This is a genomic window from Ruminococcus flavefaciens ND2009, assembly GCF_000621785.1.
Taxonomy (GTDB): Bacteria; Bacillota; Clostridia; order Oscillospirales; family Ruminococcaceae; genus Ruminococcus; species Ruminococcus flavefaciens_C.
Window position 1 is genome coordinate 247,502 of record NZ_KK211348.1, and the last position, 19,939, is coordinate 267,440.

The following is a 19,939-nucleotide window of genomic DNA, read 5'->3' on the forward strand; positions in this document are numbered from 1 at the left end:
TGCAAAACAAAAACAAAAGCCCCTGAGCAGTCATCTGACCGCTCAGGGGTTAGCTTTTTATGTATTCAGTCGCTCCAGAAGCCGTGGGAGTTTTTGCCGCCGCGGCTGCTTCCTTCAGGAGGCTCAGCAGGAGAGGTGCCGCCGAAATCGGGAACACCGTCATATTTCAGGACAGAGGGTGAGCTGTCAAAGCTCTGCACAGGAGCAGGTGAGGGAGAGCTTTGCTGCTGCGTACCTAAGAAAAGGTCGTCCATTCCTGTATTCCTGTTGCTGAAGTTGTAGTTGTTGCGCAGCTCCTGTTCTGTGCTGCTGCGCATAGCCTTTTCGTTTTCCATATCAGCGCGGAGCAGCTCCGCAAATTCAAGAGTCCTGTTTCCGCTGATGTCTCCGAGATAGGTATTGTTGCGCTGCATTTCGCCGCGCTTTTCACGTCTTTCATCGGCAATGTAGTCTGCGGCAGCCACAGCTCCCTCAAAGAGCAGATCCAGCAATCCATAACGTCTCATAGTTATACCCCTTTCGATATATTCCATATCATTAGGACCGTCCCCACGGTCTGTGCCCTTATTATAACATAAAAGCATTATAATTGCAAGGGGCGCGGAGAAAAACTGCCGTTTTATGATACTTTGCCGCGAAACAGCCTGCGGGGGCTCCCCGCTTATAACATAAAAGCATTATAATTGCAAGGGGCGCGGTGTAAAAGTTCATATGTGACAGTATTATAACGCGAAAAAGGGGGCGCAGGCTCTGCGCTTATAACATGAAAGTCTGAAAAAAGCAATAGGGAGAATAGTTATTAGTGAAGAGTGAATAGCGAAGGTATCGCCTTCGGCGATGGATAGAAGTAAAGCCGCCGCCATTGTAACCAAGCATTAAGCACTAACAGCTAACCACTCGATCCGACTGTTTTCGTCAGGGGACTGCATCTGCCACGGTTGACAATTTCTCCCGCATAGTGTATAATTTTATCCAGACAGGAGATGATATTATGCGCTCAAAAGGTACTAAAACTATTGCCGAGAACCGCAAGGCACGCCACGATTATTTCGTCCTCGAATCCTATGAAGCAGGCATAGAGCTTGTGGGTACCGAGGTAAAATCCATTCGTCAGGGCGGCGTAAATCTCAAGGACTCATGGTGCTCCATCGACAAGGGCGAGCTTTTCGTCCGCGGAATGCACATCTCCCCCTATGAAAAAGGCAATATCTTCAACCGCGATCCCATGAGGGTGAGAAAGCTCCTCATGCACAAGCGCGAGATAAATAAGCTCTACGGAACTCTCAAGCAGGAGGGACTTTCCCTCATACCCCTCAGCCTTTATTTCAAGGACTCAAGGGTGAAAATGCAGCTTGGGCTCTGCAAGGGCAAGAAGCTCTATGATAAGCGTGCGGACATCGCAAAGCGCGACGCAAACCGTGAAATAGACCGCAATCTCAAATCACGCAACAGATAAGGAAGATCTAAGGCATTATTTATATGAGAAAAATTTTCGCAGCTATATTTATCGCTGCCGCTGCATTATCGGTCGGATACGGACATGATATAAAGCCGTCCGGAAACAACAGCAGCAGTGATACAACATCTGAAATGATAGGGACAACTTCTGCGGAAAAACAGGATATTGTCTGCGAAATGCTTGATAATATCGTTCTTTACGGTGAGAAGATCCCGCTTTCATCTTCATTTGATGATCTGGATGATAATTATACCGCAGCTGATCCAATACCCTATGAAGGGCGTGATATATCAACATACACGCTGTACTATAAAGATAAGAATATCGGCTTTATTGATCTTTCAAAGGATAATGAGCTGCGCGGTCTGTTCATAGACGATGATGTTCCGGACAGCGATTTCAGTATCTGCGGTATTGGTTACGGATCAGGTAAAGATGACATTATTCAGGCTTTCGGTGAACCGAATGTTCAGACAGAAGGCTCATTTATTTACGGTGAAAGTGAAGATAAACAGGTCGTATTCGGATTTAACGGTGACAAAATTAGATCTATCAATATTTTCTGCTAATGGAGGTAATTCACTATGATCAGTCCTCAGCCGCTTCAAAAAGGCGACAAGGTCGCTGTGATATGTCTTTCCAGCGGCGTTATCGGCGAGCCGTACTGCGCTCACGAAAAGGAGCTGGGCGAGAAAAAGCTCCGTGAAATGGGACTTGAACCCGTTTTCACAAGACACGCTCTCAGGGGTGCTGACTTTATCCTCAGTCACCCCGAGGCACGTGCCGCTGACCTGAAGGAAGCCTTTCTCGATGACTCGGTAAAGGGGATAATCACTTCCATAGGCGGAATCGAGACCTTCCGCACCTTCCCGTATCTCATGGAGGACGAGGAGTTCATAAACGCTGTAAAGCAGCACCCAAAGCTCTTCCTGGGCTTTTCCGATACCACCAACAACCACCTCATGTTCCACAGACTGGGCTTGCAGACCTTCTACGGACAGGCTTTCATGTGCGACATTGCCGAGCTTTCGGGAGATATGCTCCCTTACTCAAAGGCACAGTTCGAGAGCTGCTTTGCCCCTTATCACGGCAGGAAGATAACTCCCTCTGATGTATGGTACGAGGAGAGAAAGGACTTCTCCGCCGCCGCTGTGGGAACTGCTCCCGTTTCGCACAAGGAGGAGCACGGCTATGAGCTGTTACAGGGCGCACCCGTGTTTGAGGGAGAGCTGCTGGGCGGCTGTATCGACAGTATGGGCGAAATGCTCATGGGAGGGAATGCAGAGAGGTACAGCGAGATCCTTGCTGACCTGTTCAGGGCTTGCCCACGGCTCAGAGAGGACTTCCTGAGACAGGCTGAGATAACAGAAAAGTATCACATTTTCCCAACTGCTGAGGAATGGAAGGAAAAGATACTCTTCGCCGAGACAAGCGAGGAAATGCCGTCTCCTCAGTTGTTGAGAGAATACCTGGAAGCCCTGAAGGCACAGGGAGTTTTCGCCAATATAAACGGTATCATCATAGGAAAGCCCATGAACGAGGTGAACTATGAGGAATACAAGAAAGTGTGGCTTGATGTGGTGAACGATCCGCAGCTGCCCATACTCTACAATGTGAATTTCGGCCATGCTGCTCCGAGAGCTGTACTTCCATACGGTGCGAAGGTGCGTGTGGACGCAGAGGGGCAGGAAATCATCCTTCTATGACAATTACCGACACTGTTTACAGCTGAAAAACGGCTGATAACAGGCGCCTGCGGGCTCGCTTTCCCAATATTCTCGTAACCGCTTTGGGGTTTATAACAATTTATGATCTCCGCAGAGTGTATCGCTGTGCGGAGATCTTTTACTATTGCTGCGGTATTTCAATAAACGTCAGATGTGCTGAACAACACTTGCAGTCTGAGCCGATATAGGGTATAATAAAAATGAGTATGAGGATCCGTATCCGGATCACTCACAAAAGCAGATAAATAAAATGTGTTACAGGCTGTATGAGGTATGATAATATGAAAGCATTGATCCTGAATTCAGGTCTCGGCTCCCGCATGGGTGTGCTCACCGATGAGCGCCCGAAGTGCATGACCGCCATAACATCAAAGGACACTATCCTCAGCAGACAGCTCAGGCTGCTTGCCGATGGGGGTATCAAAGAAGTCGTAATGACTACAGGTGCATTCAGCGGCTTACTTGTCAGCTATTGCAGGAGCCTTGATCTTCCCTTAAACATCACATTCGTGAAGAACCCTGTTTTCGACAAGACAAATTATATCTATTCGATCTACTGTGCAAGAGAGTATCTGAGAGATGAGGATATTATCCTGATGCACGGCGATCTTGTATTTGAAAATACAGTATTCGACGATGTCGCTGCTTCCGAGGCAAGCTGTATGACTGTCAGCTCTGCACTTGATCTGCCTGAAAAGGATTTCAAAGCGGTTGTTGCTGATGGCAGGGTGCAGAAGGTCGGTATTGAGTTTTTTAACGATGCAATGGCTGCACAGCCTCTCTACAAGCTGCTGAAGGACGACTGGAACAAGTGGCTTGATGCGATCATCGCTTACTGCGAGAGCGGCGATGAAGCAAAGAAAAAGTGCTATGCCGAGAACGCACTCAACGAGATAGCTGATAAGAATATCACTGTTCTTGATTTTGAAAAAAGACTGTGTGCGGAGATAGACACCCCTGAGGATCTGGCTGTTGTTTCCGCAAAGCTGAAGGAGATCGGGAACCGCACGGTCTATATGTGCTTCTCGACCGATATGATACACAGCGGTCATATTGCTATCATCAAAAAGGCAAAAAGGCTGGGCAGGCTCATCATCGGTGTACTGTCCGATGAAGCTGTTTGCAGCTATAAGCGCTTTCCGCTGCTTCCGTTTTCAGAGCGCAAGGCGATATTCGAGAATATTTCCGGTGTATGGAAGGTAGTTGAGCAGAAAGAGCTTTCCTATAAGGCAAATCTTGAGCAGTTCCGTCCGGATTATGTGGTCCATGGTGACGACTGGCGGGAAGGCTTCCAGAAGCCTATCCGTGATGAAGTATCATCTGTCCTTGCCTCTTACGGGGGACAGCTTGTTGAGTTCCCATATTCAAATGATGAGAAATACAGGGAGCTTGAAAACAGAGCCCGTTCGGATATGTCCATGCCTGATATGCGACGCGGAAGGCTCAGGAAGGCTATCGCCATGAAGGGTATCATTACTGCTATCGAAGCTCACAGCGGTCTTACGGGACTTATTGCCGAAAACACTGTTGTTTATCAGGACGGCGGTGCAAGACAGTTCGATGCCATGTGGGTGAGCTCACTCTGTGACTCAACTGCAAAGGGCAAGCCTGATATTGAGCTTGTTGATATGACGTCACGTTTCCGTACCATTGACGATATTATGGAAGTAACCACAAAGCCTGTCATCTTTGACGGTGACACAGGCGGACTTACTGAGCATTTCGTATACACTGTACGTACACTTGAGCGTATGGGCGTATCTATGGTGATCATCGAGGACAAGACAGGTCTGAAGAAGAATTCCCTCTTCGGTACAGAAGTTAAGCAGACACAGGCTTCGATCCCTGATTTCTGCGAGAAGATCAGGGCAGGCAAGAGGGCTCAGAAGACAGCTGACTTTATGATCTGTGCACGTATCGAGAGCCTTATCCTTGAGAAGGGCATGGACGATGCGCTTGAGAGAGCTTTTGCCTTTACTGACGCAGGCGCAGACGCTGTCATGATACACTCACGAAAGACGGATCCTGCTGAGATATTTGAATTCGTTGAAAAGTTCCGTGAAAAGGACAATGAAACACCTGTCGTTGTTGTTCCGTCCTCATTCAATACGGTCAGAGAGGAAGAGTTCAAAGAGCGAGGCGTGAACGTAGTTATCTATGCAAATCAGCTCACAAGAACAGGTTTCCCCGCAATGCAGAATGCTGCAAAGCTCATTCTTGAAAATCACAGGGCAAAAGAGTGTGATGATATATGTATGCCCTTCAGGGATATTATCCGTCTTATCCCCGAGGAGTAAGCCCTTCAGACTATTCTCGGCGCATGAGATGATCGCAGGAATATCTGTATGATCGATCGTCAATAGTAAAAGCATTGTTTCCGTATCCAAAGGGTCGAAGAGAGGATGAACCTATGAAAGTTGAAAGTTTAGTAAATATGATCGGTGCCGACTTCTATACCGGTGTCCCGGATAGTCAGCTCAAAGCCCTTTGTGATCATCTTATGGATACTTACGGGATAGACCGGAAGCATCATATAATTGCGGCAAACGAGGGCAACTGCACTGCCATTGCAGCAGGTTATCATCTTGCAACGGGAAAAGTTCCTGTAGTATATATGCAGAACAGCGGTGAGGGCAATATAATAAACCCTGCTGCATCGCTGCTTAACGACAAGGTATATGCGATACCGATGATCTTTATTGTGGGCTGGCGCGGTGAGCCCGGTGTTCACGATGAACCTCAGCATATCTTTCAGGGCGAAGTCACATTAAAGCTGCTGGAGGATATGGACATAAAAAACTTCATTCTCGGCAGGGAGACCACCGAGGAAGAGCTGGCTGCTGCTATGACTGATTTTCGCAGCGTTCTTGCAGAAGGAAAGCAGGTAGCGATCGTTGTCCGCAAGGGCGCACTGACCAATGCCCCCGAGGTGGGATACTGGAATGATAACAAAATGAGCCGTGAGGAGGTCATTCAGCATATAGTCAGGGCAGCAGGAGAGGATCCGATAGTTTCAACAACTGGTAAGGCAAGCCGTGAGCTTTTTGAGACGCGGACCGCAAACGGTCAGAGCCATAAGTATGACTTCCTTACCGTGGGTTCCATGGGACATACCTCCTCAATTGCACTCGGCATAGCGATCAATAAGCCGGAACGGAGGATCTGGTGCGTGGACGGTGACGGGGCGGTCCTCATGCATATGGGAAGTATGGCTGTTCTTGGCGCCAATAAACCGAAGAATGTTGTTCATGTAGTGATCAATAACGGTGCACACGAGACTGTGGGAGGTATGCCGACAGTTGCCGCACAGATGGATCTTGTGGGCATCGCAAGGGCTTGCGGTTATCCTAATGCAGTATGTGTTGACAGCTTTGATGAACTTGACAGGGAACTTGAAGCGGCAAAGGGCAGAAATGAGCTTTCGCTGATCGAAGTGAAATGCTCTGTCGGTTCAAGAGCTGATCTTGGAAGACCAACTGCTTCTGCTCTTGAAAACAAACAAAACTTCATGGACTATCTATCATCGCTGTAGTTATCCATTCGGTTTATAGCGATACATTCCCGACCTGACAAAGAGAGCAGAAAAAATCGGGACGGAAATGACTTGATGTGATAAAATATTTTTAGCGGAATGAGGTGACTGTTATTAAAGACTGGATCGAAGGATTTCAGGCTTCCGTCAACTATATCGAACAGAATTTGTCGGAGGAGCTCAATATCGGGGACATCGCTGAAAAGGCTGCATTATCCCCATTTTACTATCAGCGTATCTTCGGTGCTCTTTGCGGTATGACAGTGGGGGAGTATATCCGTGCCCGGCGTATGACCCTGGCGGCTCAGGAGATCAGCTGCTCCGATAACAGGGTGATCGACGTTGCTATGAAGTACGGCTATGATTCTCCCGACAGCTTTGCAAAGGCATTTCAGCGCTTTCACGGCATCACTCCGACACAGGCGAGGGAAGCAGGAGCAAACCTGCGGTCATTCGCTCCGCTGCATATCAAGGTAACATTGGAGGGCGGTAATATGCTGGATTACAAAATCGTGGAAAAGGCTCCGTTTACGGTGGTAGGTGTCAAAAAGAGGTTCAGTGCCGAAACGAGCTACAAGGAGATCCCGAAATTCTGGGAAGAGTGGATGTCAGACATGAAGGGCTTAAAAGGAATGTTCGGTGTATGTTCGGACATGGACGGAAAGAACTTTGACTACCGGATCGCTGATCTGTATCAGCCGTGGGAGGATATTCCTTCCGGCTGTGAGACCTATCAGATCCCGGGCGGACTGTGGGCACTGTTCCGCTGCAAAGGCACACTGCCTGACAGTATGCAGAAGGTCAATACACAGATATGGTCGGAATGGCTTCCGGCATTGCATGGCTATACTTTAGCAGGTAATTATTCGCTTGAGTTCTATCTGCCGCCTGCGGAGGAGCCTGCCGATACGGTGAGCTATATCTGTATTCCCTTAAAGAAACTGTAAGAGGTGATAAAATGAAGAAAGACCCGGGGTTCAGTCTGATGCAGCCTATGGGGACAGATGCCGAATATCACAGGCTGCCCGATAATGTGCTGCACGATCTTGGACTTGACGCTTTTTTCGGAGAAATATCAACAGATGCCAAGGAACGCCGTTTTATCACGAATGTGATCTCACAGGTAACGGACGATCCGAAAGTTGCCGCATACCGACAGCAGATCTTCGGGGATATACTTCGGCTGCCTGAGCTGCGGAATACCATGATGGAGCTTTTTGACAAGATACAGTTTATGCAGGATTTCTCCACCATGCACAAGACCTCCGATGAGGAGCTTGGATTGTGGCATCTCTTTCACCGTCTTGACGAGTTGAACGACTATATAAAAACCGTTGAGACTATGCGTGAATGCCTCTCCGATGACAGGATCAGGTCAGAGGGACTGACAGCGCTGCGGGATTACATTACCGAGCTTTACGAGGATGCTTGCTTTGCCGATATGAAGAAGGACATCGCTGCGCTGAAACTGAAGGCATCCGACGTGCAGAGCGTCACTCTCGGTATCAATGTAAACGAGCGCTTTGAAGCTGTCAGTATAGGACTGGTCTCGGTCAATAAAAAGCAGTTCAGGAAGTCGGGCATAGTCAGCAACTTCGCCGATGCCATTGCTTCTAAGGACAAGCTCCGCGACACAGCAGATTGGGACGGCGATATGCACTATCAGCTCATCGACAGGGAGGAAAAGCGCGGCGTCCTGGACTATATGAAGAATGAGGCAGGTGCCCTTGCGGTTCAGACTTCTTTTGCGACCAATGCCAGAGTCAAGTCCACCATCGCCAATGCAATAGCTGACGGTGCAGCTGCAAGCGCAACTTCCTATCTTGATACTGTGGTGAATAAAATGCTCAGCTCTCTTGTGAAGAAGCTGAGGGACACGCTTACCGTATACGCAAATGTGGCGATCGTGAATGTTTCTGCATTGGTATCAGAGTTTATATATTACATCAGATGTGCGGAGTTTATCGGCGGTCTGATGGAAAAGGGATGCGTGTTCAGCGAGGCTCAGCCGATAACTGAGGGCGGGACTTCTATGGAAGCAAAGGGCTTCTATAATCTGAAGCTGGCAATGAACATGGAGAATATCGGTGATATAGTAGTCAACGATCTTGCCTTCGATGAAAAGCATACCGTCTATATCCTCACAGGCGCCAACCGCGGAGGAAAGACCACGATCACACAGGCTTTGGGACAGCTTTTCGTTCTGGCGCAGGGAGGACTTTTCGTCCCTGCGGAGAGTTTCCGCTATATCCCATGCGACTGTATTTATACCCACTTCCCCGCAGATGAGGACAAGACAATGGATCTGGGAAGGCTGGGAGAGGAATGCGTCCGTTTCAAGGAGCTGTTCACTCAGTCCACAAGCAAAAGCCTTCTTCTGCTGAACGAGACATTCTCCACTACCTCCTTTGAGGAGGGCTACTACATCGCAAGAGACTCCGTAAAGGCTCTACTGGCAAAAGGAGTGCGGACTATCTACAATACCCATATGCACAAGCTGGGTGAGGACGCTGAGGAGCTTTCCCGTGACGGTGCGGGAGCTGCTTCCCTTATCATGCGGACAGAGGAGGGGAAGCGTTCCTTCAAGGTGGCTCTGTCACAGCCCGAGGGCTCGTCCTACGCAAAGGATATTGCCGAAAAGTACGGCGTGACCTTTGATATGCTTATCGGCGGCAGCGTATGATGAAATTGATCGGAGAATAATATCTTTCATTGCAGCGGGGTGCCGTTCAGATACGGCAGCTCGCTGTTATTATGTTCTCTTACAAGCAGACCGATAGCTTTCAGAATATGCAATGATCCCGCAAACTGTCTGACATAAACAGTTTGCGGGATTTTTCCTTATCATATCAGCAATGCGCCGCTAATAAAGCTCCGTCTTTGCCTCTTATAAGTATTCTGCATCTTCCACAGCTCTTTCCTCAGTATACACGGATATTGCAACATTTTTATAAGCAAAAAGACATAATAGGCAGGTTTGTGCAAAAGACTTGATACTCGGAGGATTTTTTGTGCTTATTGCCGAATATAGACTAAACCTATTGACAAACAAGGGAACAGGTGCTATAATACATACAGTTCCGATAGGAATACAAGGATTAATGAAAGGAGAGCTGAACATGAGACATTTTTCAATGTGTTGCTGCTGTTGCATGAATAGCAATTATATGTTCCGTATAGTGCGCACTTATGCTCAGCGATGTTGCTCTTTCTGAAACATTTAAGGCATATGTCGGACCCATGGGTCTGTAAATGCGCGGAATGCGGAATGCGTTCCGCGCTTTATTTTTGTTTGGAGGTCAATATGGTCGATGAAAGAGAGAGCGTGACCGCTAAGCTCTGTGCCTTTGCAAGAGCCTGGCACTCAAACAGGTCGCGCGAGAAGATATACGACGATTATCTTGCCTATGATCTTATGGGCAAGGAGGAGTACGACGCAGTCTATGACATGATAAGCCGCGGCTTTGGCGGAAACATACCGCAGCTTTCAAGGGAGGATACGGAGCAGGTCATCAATGAGTATATAGCTCCCATACCGCTTTCGAGGATACACTTTTCCGAGAGCAGGCTTGAGCGTTTCGCAGAGGAGAACGGCGAGATACAGTACGTTATCTGCGGTGCGGGCTCGGACACCTTTTCCTTCCGCAACGCCAATGAGAACATCACGGTTTTTGAGGTGGATCACCCCGATACTCAGCGCTACAAGCTTGAGAAGATAGGTGGGCTCCAGTGGAATATCCCACGGAATGTAAGGTTTGTCTCCGTTGACTTCGAGAAGGAGCGAATGTGCGACAAGCTTTTAGAAGCAGGCTTTGATCCTGAAAAAAAGGCATTTTTCAGCATACTTGGCGTGTCCTACTATCTGACACTGGACGTCTTCGCGGACACACTTTCCCAGATAGCCGAGCTCTCGGCACTGGGGAGCGCAGTTGCCTTTGATTACCCTATAAAAACAGGTACATTCCCGAGAAGAGTGCAGAGACTTGAACAGATAACCGAGTCCCTCGGCGAGGTCATGCGGGGCGGTTTTGATTACAATGAGGTCTCCCGTGCGCTGTACGCCCTGGGCTTCCAGATCGACACGTATATGCCTCCCGAGAAGGTACAGAAGGAGTACTTCGGCGGCAGACAGGACAATATGAGAGCCTTTGAAAACGTCAGCCTTATATCGGCTACATATACCTCGGGCTATAATTTTGAATAGGAGTGTTTACAATGAGCAGATTCAATAATACAGAAACAGCAGTTATACACGGAGGTATCTCCATTGACGAGCGCACAGGCGCTGTGAATATCCCCATATACCAGACCTCAACATACAAGCAGGACGGTCTGGGAAAAATGCGCGGATACGAGTATTCACGCACTGGAAATCCCACCAGAGAAGCTCTTGAAGCTCTCATCGCCGAGCTGGAGGGCGGCTATGCAGGCTTTGCCTTCGGCTCGGGAATGGCAGCTCTGACAGCGGTTCTCAGCCTGCTTCACAGCGGAGACAGAGTTCTTATCTCCAGCAACGTTTACGGCGGAACCTTCAGGCTCCTCAGCAAGGTATTCGACCACTTCGACATCACATACACCATTTCCGACACCACCGATCTTGCAAGCTTTGAGAGTGACATTGCCGAAGACGTAAAGGCAGTCATCATCGAGAGCCCTGCAAATCCTCTCATGACAGTCACCGATATAAGGGCAGTGGCAGAGGTCTCCCACAGACACGGTCTTCTCGTCATCGTGGACAATACCTTTATGACACCCTATCTCCAGAAGCCCCTTGAGCTTGGTGCGGACATAGTGGTTCACAGCGCGACCAAGTATCTTGGCGGTCACAGCGATGTGGTATCGGGACTTGCCGTAGTCAATTCCGCGGAGCTTGCCGAGAAGATAGCCTTCATACAGAATTCAACAGGCGGAGTTCTCGGACCTTTTGATTCCTTCCTGCTTATCAGGGGTATCAAGACCCTTGCAGTCCGCATGGACAGACACGTTTACAACGCGGAAAAGGTAGCGGAGTTCCTCTCGGAGCATGACGCCGTGAAGAATGTCTACTATCCCGGACTTCCCGGCAGTCAGGGCTATGAGGTGAACCGTCGTCAGGCAAAGAACGGCGGCGCAATGATCTCCTTTGAGCTCAAGGAAAACTACGATATAAACGTATTCTTCGAGAGCCTTCAGCTGGTGTCCCTGGCGGAGAGCCTGGGCGGAGTTGAGTCCCTTGTATGCCATCCCTCATCAATGACCCATGCCTCAATTCCTGCGGATATACGCAAAAAAGTGGGCATAACCGACGGACTTATCCGACTCTCTGTAGGTATTGAGCAGATCGACGATATTCTCGGAGATGTTGCTCAGGCTATTGCAAAATCTGAAAGAAAGTGAGATAATATATGAAGTACTATGATTCAATGCAGTCTCTCATCGGAAACACTCCTCTGGTGAGACTTGGAAATATCGTACAGGCAGAGGGCGTGAACGTCTTCGCAAAGCTGGAGCTCTATAATCCCTCGGGAAGCGTCAAGGACCGCACAGGTCTGTACATGATAAACGACGCCGAGAAGAAGGGACTCCTGGGTGAAGGCGGGACCATCGTTGAAGCTACCGCAGGCAATACGGGCCTTGGCATAGCCTTTGCCGCTCTGAACCGCGGTTACCGTATCATCTTTGTAGTTCCCACCAAGTTCTCGGCGGAGAAGCAGTCGCTGCTCCGCGCACTTGGAGCTGAGGTCATCAACACTCCCCGTGAGGAGGGAATGCTGGGAGCTGTAAAAAAGGCAGAGGAGATAAAGGCACAGATAAAGGGCTCTATCTCGCTGGAGCAGTTCAAGAATCAGAGCAACCCCCTCGCTCACTATGAGACCACGGGCAGGGAGATCTTCGAGGACCTTGACGGTAAGATCGACTATGTTGTGGCAGGCGCAGGAAGCGGCGGCACCTACACGGGCATACTCAGGTATATTAAGGAGAGAGTTCCCTCCGCACAGGGCGTTCTGGCGGACCCCGTAGGCTCCACCATGGGCGGCGGAGAGCACAGTGACTACAACATCGAGGGCATAGGCAATGACTTTATTGCCGACACCATGGATATGACACTGGTGGATAAGGTGATAAAGGTCAATGACAGCGAAGCCTTTGAGACAGCAAGACTTCTTGCTGCTAAGGAGGGCGTTATCGCAGGCTCCTCCTCGGGAGCGGCTATGGCGGCGGTGCTGAAGCTCATAGCCGGCGGCGCAAAGGGCAATATAGTCACGGTATTCCCAGACCGTGGAGACAGATACTTCAGTACGGGGTTATTTGACTAAAACCGAAGCATTTCAGCGATGACAATATAATTATACCGTCGGTCGAGCCGAGGGGGGAAAATGCGTTACAGCCGTGTGACATTGCTTCGCTTGTCACACTACTTCTCAGGAAGGGCTCTGCCCTTCCTCGCACACCTTCCCGCTCAAGGGAGAGCCTCCCTTGAGAATCCCGATGCTGCGGCTTCGCCGCCTTTATTATTATTTTTTAAGAGGTGTTATAATGACTTTACAGCAGCTTAAATACATTCTTGCCATATCCGAAACAGGCTCCATGAACAAGGCTTCCGAGCAGCTCTATGTGTCCCAGCCTTCACTGACATCATCGGTGCAGGAGCTTGAAAAGGAGATCGGCATAAAGATCTTCCACAGAAGCGGCAGGGGAGTTACTCTCACCAATGACGGCGCAGAGTTCATCCAGTACGCAAGACAGGTGGTTGGACAGTTCGATATTCTGGCGGAGAAGTATATCAGCAAGGGCAATGTCAAGAAGAAGTTCGGCGTGTCCACCCAGCACTATTCCTTTGCGGTAAAGGCGTTCGTGGAGATGGTAAAGCGCTTCGACACCTCTGAATACGAATTTGCTGTCCGCGAGACCAAGACCGCGGAGATAATCAGCGATGTGGCAACTCTCCGCAGCGAGATAGGCATAATATACCTCAATGACTTCAACCGCAAGTCCATGACAAAGCTGCTCAGCTCCAACGGTCTGGAGTTTCACTCTCTTACAAGGTGCAGCCCCTTCGTCTACCTCTGGAAGGGACACCCGCTGGCAGGAGAGAAGTCCATAACCTTTGAACAGCTTGCGGACTATCCGTGTCTCTCCTTTGAGCAGGGCGACAACAGTTCCTTCTATCTTGCTGAGGAGATACTGAGCACCAATGAGTATCAGCGCATAATCAAGGCAAATGACCGTGCCACCATGCTCAATCTCATGATAGGACTTGACGGCTATACTCTCTGTTCGGGCATTATCTGCGAGGAGCTCAACGGCAGCGACTATATCGCTGTCCCCTTCGACAGCGGCTCTGCGGACGAGGTAATGGAGATAGGCTATATCACGCTGAAAAACGTGATACTCAGCGAAATGGCTGAGATCTACATCAGCGAGATGCGGGACTACCTGAAGCTATAAATTTATCCTATAACACATCATAGCGTTTCGGTATTGGACAGGGAGGTGCTATGGGTGTATAATTAAAGCATACCAAAACGATAGGAGATTTTCCATGAAAGAGATAATCTGGCTGGGCAGAGGCGGACAGGGCGCATTCACCGCCGCAAAGCTCCTCGGAGCTGCATATACTGCCGAAAACAGCGATAAATATGCACTGGCATTTCCCTCCTTCGGTCCCGAAAGACGAGGAGCTCCCGTGAGAGCCTTCACCAAGCTTGATACCAAGCCCGTTACCGACAGGAGCCAGACCGAAAAGGCAGACTACATCGTTATACTTGACGATACCCTGTACAGTCCTCAGCTGAAACAGCTCCTCAAGGACGACGGCAGGATAATAGTCAACTCAAAGAATGTTATCGGCGGAGCCCTCACCTTTGACGGTGAGAAGATCTCCGCGGAGTTCAGACTTCCCACGGTGAATACGGTCATGTACGGGCTGCTGGTGGGACTTTCGGGAGTAGTCTCCGTGGAGGAGGCTGTAAGCTCCATAAAGGGCTATATGCCTGAAAAGATACAGGAGCGCAACATCGCTGCACTCCGCAGAGCTGTTGAGGAGGTGCTTGCATGAGACCGTATATCAGGGAAAAGACCGCCTTTGCCTTTGACGAGGTGCCTGTGAATACTTCATTTGAAGCAGGCTATCTTGTCACAGTCAACAGCGGCTGGAGAAGTATCCGCCCAGTGGTGGAAAGCGCAAAATGCGTGGGCTGCGAGCAGTGCTATCTGTACTGTCCCGACGGCGTTATCTCAATAAAGGACGGCAAGGCACAGATAGACTACGACTTCTGCAAGGGCTGCGGCATATGCGCAAAGATATGCAGGATAGGTGCCATAGGAATGGAGGCGGAGCGCTGATGAGCAGAAAATTTCTTTCGGGCAACGAGGCATTTGCCGAGGGTATAAGGCTTGCCCGCCCAGAGGTCATATCGGCATACCCCATAACTCCCCAGACCATAGTGGTGGAGCGCCTTTCCGAGATGGTTGAGGACGGCAGTCTCAAGGCTGAGTACGTCCATGTAGAGTCGGAGCATTCCGCTCTCTCATGTGCCATAGGAGCAAGCGCTGCAGGAGCAAGAGCCTTCACAGCCACATCATCACAGGGACTTCTCTACATGGCGGAATGTCTTTACTACGCCGCAGGAGGCAGGTTCCCCATCGTTATGATGAATGCGGACAGGTCAACGGCTCTCCCCTGGAACATTTACGGTGACCAGCGCGACAGCCTTTCACAGCTGGACAGCGGCTGGATACAGGCTTATGCCGAAAACGCACAGGAGGCTCTGGACCTTGCACTAATGAGCTACAAAATAGCTGAGAACAAGGCGGTCTCCACGCCATTCATGGCAAATCTTGACGGCTTCGTACTTACCCATACCTACGAGACTGTGGAGATCCCCGACAGGGAGCAGGCAGACAGGTTCCTGCCGCCTTATGAGACCGATAACCGCATCGACTTCGATGACCCGAAGAACATGGCGTTCTCCGCAGGTCCCGATACCAACTACATCTTCAAATACAGGGAGCATGAGGGCGTTCTGGCAGCCAAAGCCGTCATCGCCGAGACCGAGAAGGAGTTTGCGGAGATCTTCGGCAGACATTATACGGGACTCACAGAGAGCTACCTCACCGAGGACGCCGACTACATACTCATCACCCTCGGAAGTATCGCAGGACTCTGCCGCGAGACCGCAGATAAGCTCCGCAGCAGGGGAGTGAAGGCAGGAGTTCTCAGGATACGTTATATGCGTCCCTTCCCCAATGAGGAGATAGCCCGTGAGCTGAAAAACGCAAAGGGCTACGGAGTTCTTGAAAAGGACATCAGCTTCGGAAACGAGGGCGCGGTTTATACCAATGTTAATTCGGCTCTGAAAAAAGCAGGGCTCACTATAAAGGGCGGAAACTTCATCGGCGGTCTGGGCGGACGCAATATCTCTGCCGCAGACATCGAGGGTATCTTTGCACACATCGCCGACGGTAATGACGGCGTTCATTTCCTTGGCATAGGAGGTTCGGACAATGGCTAATAAAACGGCGGAAAGCATTTCCCGCGAGGAGTTTTTCTACGGGCATAAGGCGTGTGCAGGCTGCGGCGGAAGCCTTGCAGTCAGAGCTGCACTGAAGGTACTGGGCAAAAATGCAGTATCAGTGCTGCCTGCGGGCTGTATGTCAGCGGTAGGCTTTAATTTCCCACAGCTTTGCTTCTCCAACAACTCCATAATCTCCACCTTTGCAGGCACAGCCTCCATGCTCACAGGCGTTGAGGCGGGTCTCAGAGCCAAGGGCTGCAAGGACTTCACCGCAGTTGGCTTCGCAGGTGACGGCGGCACCGCAGACATCGGCATACAGGCTCTTTCCGGAGCTATCGACCGCAACGACAATATCATCTACATCTGCTATGACAACGAAGCCTACATGAATACGGGCATACAGAAAAGCGGTCTCACGCCCTTCGGAGCAAAAACCACAACCACTCCCGCAGGCAGGAATATCCACGGCAATATCCGTCCCAAGAAGAATATGTTCGAGATAGCAGCCGCCCACGATATTCCCTATGCAGCTACGGCAAGCGTAGGCTATCTGCCCGACTTCATCGCAAAGGTGAAGAAGGCATCGCAGATACAGGGCACCAAGTATATCCACGTTATTGCGCCATGTCCCACGGGCTGGGGAGTCGCTCCCGACGAGACCGTTGAGATAGCAAAAGAAGTGGTGGACAGCGGTCTGTGGTATCTTGCAGAGTATGAAAACGGCAGGTTCACTCTCAATCACAAGCCCAGGGAGTTCACCAGCGTTGAGGCTTATCTGAAAAAGCAGGGACGCTTCAGGCACCTTGACGATGAGGATATAAGAGTTATAACCGAGTCCCGCGACAAGAAGTGGGAGCACATAAACAGCAGCTTTGAATATTCGGGAAAATAGTTTCCGATGAAGGTATATATCAGTTATAGGCATCACCTATAACTGATGATAAGCCTTTGGTATTGGACAAAAACGTTTATAGGGTGTATAATAAAAGCATAGAAAACCGATAGGATATATCGAAATTGTAATAATAATTGAAATCGGAGGATAAAGACATGAGCAGAGATGTAAACAACAAATTCTGGGACGAGGAGCTGGAAACCCTCCCCCGCGAGGAACTGGAAAAGAGACAGCTTGAAGACCTGAAGGAGATCGTTAAGTTCGCATACGACAACGCTCCCTACTACAAGCGTTCATTCGATGAGGCAGGCGTAAAGCCCGAGGACATCAAGACCCTCAAGGACATCGAAAAGTTCCCCTTCATAAACAAGAAAACTCAGCGTGACACTCAGGGTGTCGGCTCATTCCTTGGTGAGCTGTGTGCAGTCCCCGAGGAGGACGTTGTATTCATATCCACATCGTCGGGCTCTACGGGAGTTCCCACAATGAGCCCCTTCACAAAGAAGGACTTCGACGAGTTCCAGGAGACAGAGAGCCGCTGGTTCTGGCAGGTTGGAATGAGACCCAATGACCGCTACGTTCACGCTCTCAACTTCTCACTTTACGTTGGCGGACCTGATGTTATCGGTGCCCAGAACTTAGGCGCACTGTGCATCTGGGGCGGTACACTGCCCAGCGAGAGACTTCTTTTTATACTCAAGACCTATCAGCCCACTGTAATATGGACCTCCCCTTCATACGCATGGCAGCTTGGTGAAAAGGCTCTCAAGGCAGGTATCGATCCCAAGAAGGATCTCAATATCAAGAAGATCATCGTAGCAGGCGAGCTTGGCGGATCCATCGATGCCACAAGAAAGGCTATCGAGGACCTCTGGGGCGCTGAGGTATATGACTTCTACGGACTGTCCGACATTTTCGGTGCCTGCGCCGCACAGTGCGAGTACCACGACGGACTTCATATCGCCGAGAACCACATTCTTGTGGAGACAGTTGACATCCACACAGGCGAGGTCCTCAAGCCGGGTGAGGTAGGCGAGCTTGTATTCACAACTCTCCGCAAGCACGCCCGTCCTCTCATCCGTTTCAAGACAGGCGACATCGGACGCATCGACACTACAAAGTGCAAGTGCGGACGTACACACGGAAGGATCAGTATCCTCGGCAGAAAGGACGATATGTTCATCGTTTCCGCAGTAAATGTATTCCCCAGCGACATCGAGGCGGTTATCCGTGAGCAGAGCGGTATCACAGGCGAGTACCTTATCCGTATCTTTGAGAAGGACTTCACAGCCAAGTATGCTGTTGAGATCGAGAAGAACGCAGACAATCCCAAGGACGATGATACAGTTGCAGCAGAGATAAGTGCAGCACTGAAGGCTCGTATCGGAGTTAAGCCTGCAAAGGTGGTAGTTCACCCCGACGGCGGACTTGATACACGTTCCGAGCACAAATCAAGAAGAGTTATCGACGAGAGAAATATTGACTACAACATCTGATAGTAGTATAATATAAAAGATGTATGCAGGGGCGGTGTGAGCATCGCCCCATGCGAATTGTTCTTGTAGGGGACGGCGTCCCCGACGTCCCATCGGTTGACTGAGTGGGCTGTCGAGGACGCCAGCCCCTACATTTTATATGATTCAGGAGGAAAAATATGCCAAAGCTTTCAAGCAGAACAGAGACATTTACAGATTCCGTCATAAGGCGTATGACGAGGATCTCAAATAAATACGGCGCAGTGAACCTGTCCCAGGGCTTCCCCGATTTTGAGCCTCCCCGCGAGATACTTGACCGCCTTGCACAGGTCACAAACGAGGATTTCCACCAGTACTCAATAACCTGGGGTGCTCAGAATTTCCGCGAAGCTCTTGCGGATAAGCAGTCTGCTCTCATGGGCAGGAAAATAGACCCCAACGGTGAGATAGTAGTTACCTGCGGAAGCACCGAGGCTATGATGGCGGCAATGATGACCGTCACAGACCCCGGGGACAAGGTCATAGTGTTCTCGCCCTTCTATGAGAATTACGGCGCAGATACCATTCTTTCGGGAGCCGAGCCCATTTACGTTCCCCTTATACCGCCTGAGTTCAGCTTTGACGCCGACGTTCTGGAGGCGGCTTTCAAGCAGTGTCCCAAGGCTATAATCCTCTGCAATCCCTCAAATCCCTGCGGAAAGGTATTCACCCTGGAGGAGCTTCAGATCATTGCCGACCTCGCAAAGAAGTACGACACCTTCGTCATCACCGACGAGGTCTATGAGCATATAGTTTATGCTCCCCACAAGCACATTTACTTTGCTTCTCTGCCCGGTATGTGGGAGAGGACTATCTCGTGCTCATCGCTGTCCAAGACCTATTCTATCACAGGTTGGAGACTGGGCTATGTTATAGCACCTCCCGAGATAATCGACACCGTCAAGAAGGTACACGACTTCCTCACCGTGGGAGCCGCAGCGCCACTCCAGGAGGCAGCAGTTACGGGACTTCGCTTCGGAGCTGACTATTATCAGTGGTTACAGGACAAGTACACCGAAAAGAGACAGCTCTTCCTTGACGGACTTGACCGCATAGGACTCAGCCATACAGTGCCTCAGGGCGCCTATTACATACTGCTGGACATCTCTGAATTCGGCTATGAGAGCGACCTTGATTTCTGCGAAAAGCTGGCTGAATATGTGGGAGTCGGTGCCGTTCCGGGCTCAAGCTTCTTCAAGGAGCCCGAAAACAGATATATCAGGTTCCATTTTGCAAAGAAGAATGAAACTCTGAACAGCGCACTTGAGCGCCTTTCAGACATCAGAAAGAAAATGCCGAAGGCATAAAAAACAAG

18 protein-coding genes are annotated in these 19,939 nt (G+C 50.0%); 17 read left to right on the forward strand and 1 reads right to left on the reverse strand.

Features of this window, described 5'->3' with window-relative positions:
- Positions 1–65: 65 nt before the first annotated feature.
- On the reverse strand, positions 66–584 hold the full coding sequence (locus T488_RS0113935; protein ID WP_196243329.1) for a hypothetical protein: 519 nt from the start codon (positions 582–584) through the stop codon (positions 66–68).
- Positions 585–991: 407 nt separating this feature from the next.
- On the opposite strand from T488_RS0113935, the gene smpB reads away from it, so the two are divergent.
- The 17 genes from smpB to T488_RS0114020 all read left to right on the forward strand — a co-directional run bounded on the left by smpB (position 992) and on the right by T488_RS0114020 (position 19,931).
- A complete protein-coding gene (gene smpB / locus T488_RS0113940) occupies positions 992–1,456 on the forward strand; it encodes an SsrA-binding protein SmpB (RefSeq protein ID WP_028521329.1) in 465 nt (154 codons plus the stop codon).
- 23 nt (positions 1,457–1,479) lie between these two features.
- Positions 1,480–2,028, forward strand: coding sequence for a hypothetical protein (locus T488_RS0113945; RefSeq protein WP_028521330.1), 549 nt, complete (start codon positions 1,480–1,482; stop codon positions 2,026–2,028).
- A 15-nt stretch (positions 2,029–2,043) separates the two neighbouring features.
- The gene (locus tag T488_RS0113950) at positions 2,044–3,165 is read left to right on the forward strand and encodes a S66 family peptidase (RefSeq protein WP_028521331.1); all 1,122 of its coding nucleotides are present in this window, start codon (positions 2,044–2,046) and stop codon (positions 3,163–3,165) included.
- Between the two features lie 302 nt (positions 3,166–3,467).
- Positions 3,468–5,483 carry a phosphoenolpyruvate mutase gene (gene aepX, locus T488_RS0113955; RefSeq protein ID WP_028521332.1) on the forward strand — a complete coding sequence of 672 codons (2,016 nt, stop codon included), beginning with the start codon at positions 3,468–3,470 and terminating at the stop codon, positions 5,481–5,483.
- 113 nt (positions 5,484–5,596) lie between these two features.
- A complete protein-coding gene (gene aepY, locus T488_RS0113960; protein WP_028521333.1) occupies positions 5,597–6,718 on the forward strand; it encodes a phosphonopyruvate decarboxylase in 1,122 nt (373 codons plus the stop codon).
- Positions 6,719–6,831: 113 nt separating this feature from the next.
- Entirely contained in the window at positions 6,832–7,665 is an 834-nt protein-coding gene (locus T488_RS0113965) for an AraC family transcriptional regulator (protein ID WP_028521334.1), read from the forward strand.
- An 11-nt stretch (positions 7,666–7,676) separates the two neighbouring features.
- Positions 7,677–9,401 carry a MutS-related protein gene (locus T488_RS0113970; RefSeq protein WP_028521335.1) on the forward strand — a complete coding sequence of 575 codons (1,725 nt, stop codon included), beginning with the start codon at positions 7,677–7,679 and terminating at the stop codon, positions 9,399–9,401.
- A gap of 621 nt (positions 9,402–10,022) precedes the next feature.
- Complete coding sequence (locus T488_RS0113975) at positions 10,023–10,922, forward strand: class I SAM-dependent methyltransferase (protein ID WP_028521336.1); 900 nt, start codon at positions 10,023–10,025, stop codon at positions 10,920–10,922.
- Between the two features lie 11 nt (positions 10,923–10,933).
- The gene (locus tag T488_RS0113980) at positions 10,934–12,094 is read left to right on the forward strand and encodes a trans-sulfuration enzyme family protein (protein ID WP_028521337.1); all 1,161 of its coding nucleotides are present in this window, start codon (positions 10,934–10,936) and stop codon (positions 12,092–12,094) included.
- 8 nt (positions 12,095–12,102) lie between these two features.
- Positions 12,103–13,014: a PLP-dependent cysteine synthase family protein gene (locus T488_RS0113985; protein ID WP_028521338.1), complete on the forward strand. Its 912-nt coding sequence runs from the start codon at positions 12,103–12,105 to the stop codon at positions 13,012–13,014.
- Between the two features lie 220 nt (positions 13,015–13,234).
- Positions 13,235–14,146 (forward strand): LysR family transcriptional regulator, encoded by a 912-nt coding sequence (locus T488_RS0113990; RefSeq protein ID WP_028521339.1) that lies wholly within the window; start codon positions 13,235–13,237, stop codon positions 14,144–14,146.
- 94 nt (positions 14,147–14,240) lie between these two features.
- A complete protein-coding gene (locus T488_RS0113995; protein WP_028521340.1) occupies positions 14,241–14,756 on the forward strand; it encodes a 2-oxoacid:acceptor oxidoreductase family protein in 516 nt (171 codons plus the stop codon).
- A complete protein-coding gene (locus tag T488_RS0114000; RefSeq protein WP_037298322.1) occupies positions 14,753–15,043 on the forward strand; it encodes a 4Fe-4S binding protein in 291 nt (96 codons plus the stop codon). Before T488_RS0113995 ends, T488_RS0114000 begins: the two co-directional genes overlap by 4 nt.
- Positions 15,040–16,212 (forward strand): transketolase C-terminal domain-containing protein, encoded by a 1,173-nt coding sequence (locus T488_RS0114005; protein ID WP_028521342.1) that lies wholly within the window; start codon positions 15,040–15,042, stop codon positions 16,210–16,212. The genes T488_RS0114000 and T488_RS0114005 overlap by 4 nt, the downstream gene beginning before the upstream one ends.
- Complete coding sequence (locus T488_RS0114010) at positions 16,205–17,107, forward strand: thiamine pyrophosphate-dependent enzyme (RefSeq protein WP_028521343.1); 903 nt, start codon at positions 16,205–16,207, stop codon at positions 17,105–17,107. The genes T488_RS0114005 and T488_RS0114010 overlap by 8 nt, the downstream gene beginning before the upstream one ends.
- A 158-nt stretch (positions 17,108–17,265) precedes the next feature.
- Positions 17,266–18,606 (forward strand): phenylacetate--CoA ligase family protein, encoded by a 1,341-nt coding sequence (locus tag T488_RS0114015; protein ID WP_028521344.1) that lies wholly within the window; start codon positions 17,266–17,268, stop codon positions 18,604–18,606.
- 158 nt (positions 18,607–18,764) lie between these two features.
- On the forward strand, positions 18,765–19,931 hold the full coding sequence (locus T488_RS0114020; protein ID WP_028521345.1) for a pyridoxal phosphate-dependent aminotransferase: 1,167 nt from the start codon (positions 18,765–18,767) through the stop codon (positions 19,929–19,931).
- The last annotated feature ends 8 nt before the right edge of the window (positions 19,932–19,939 follow it).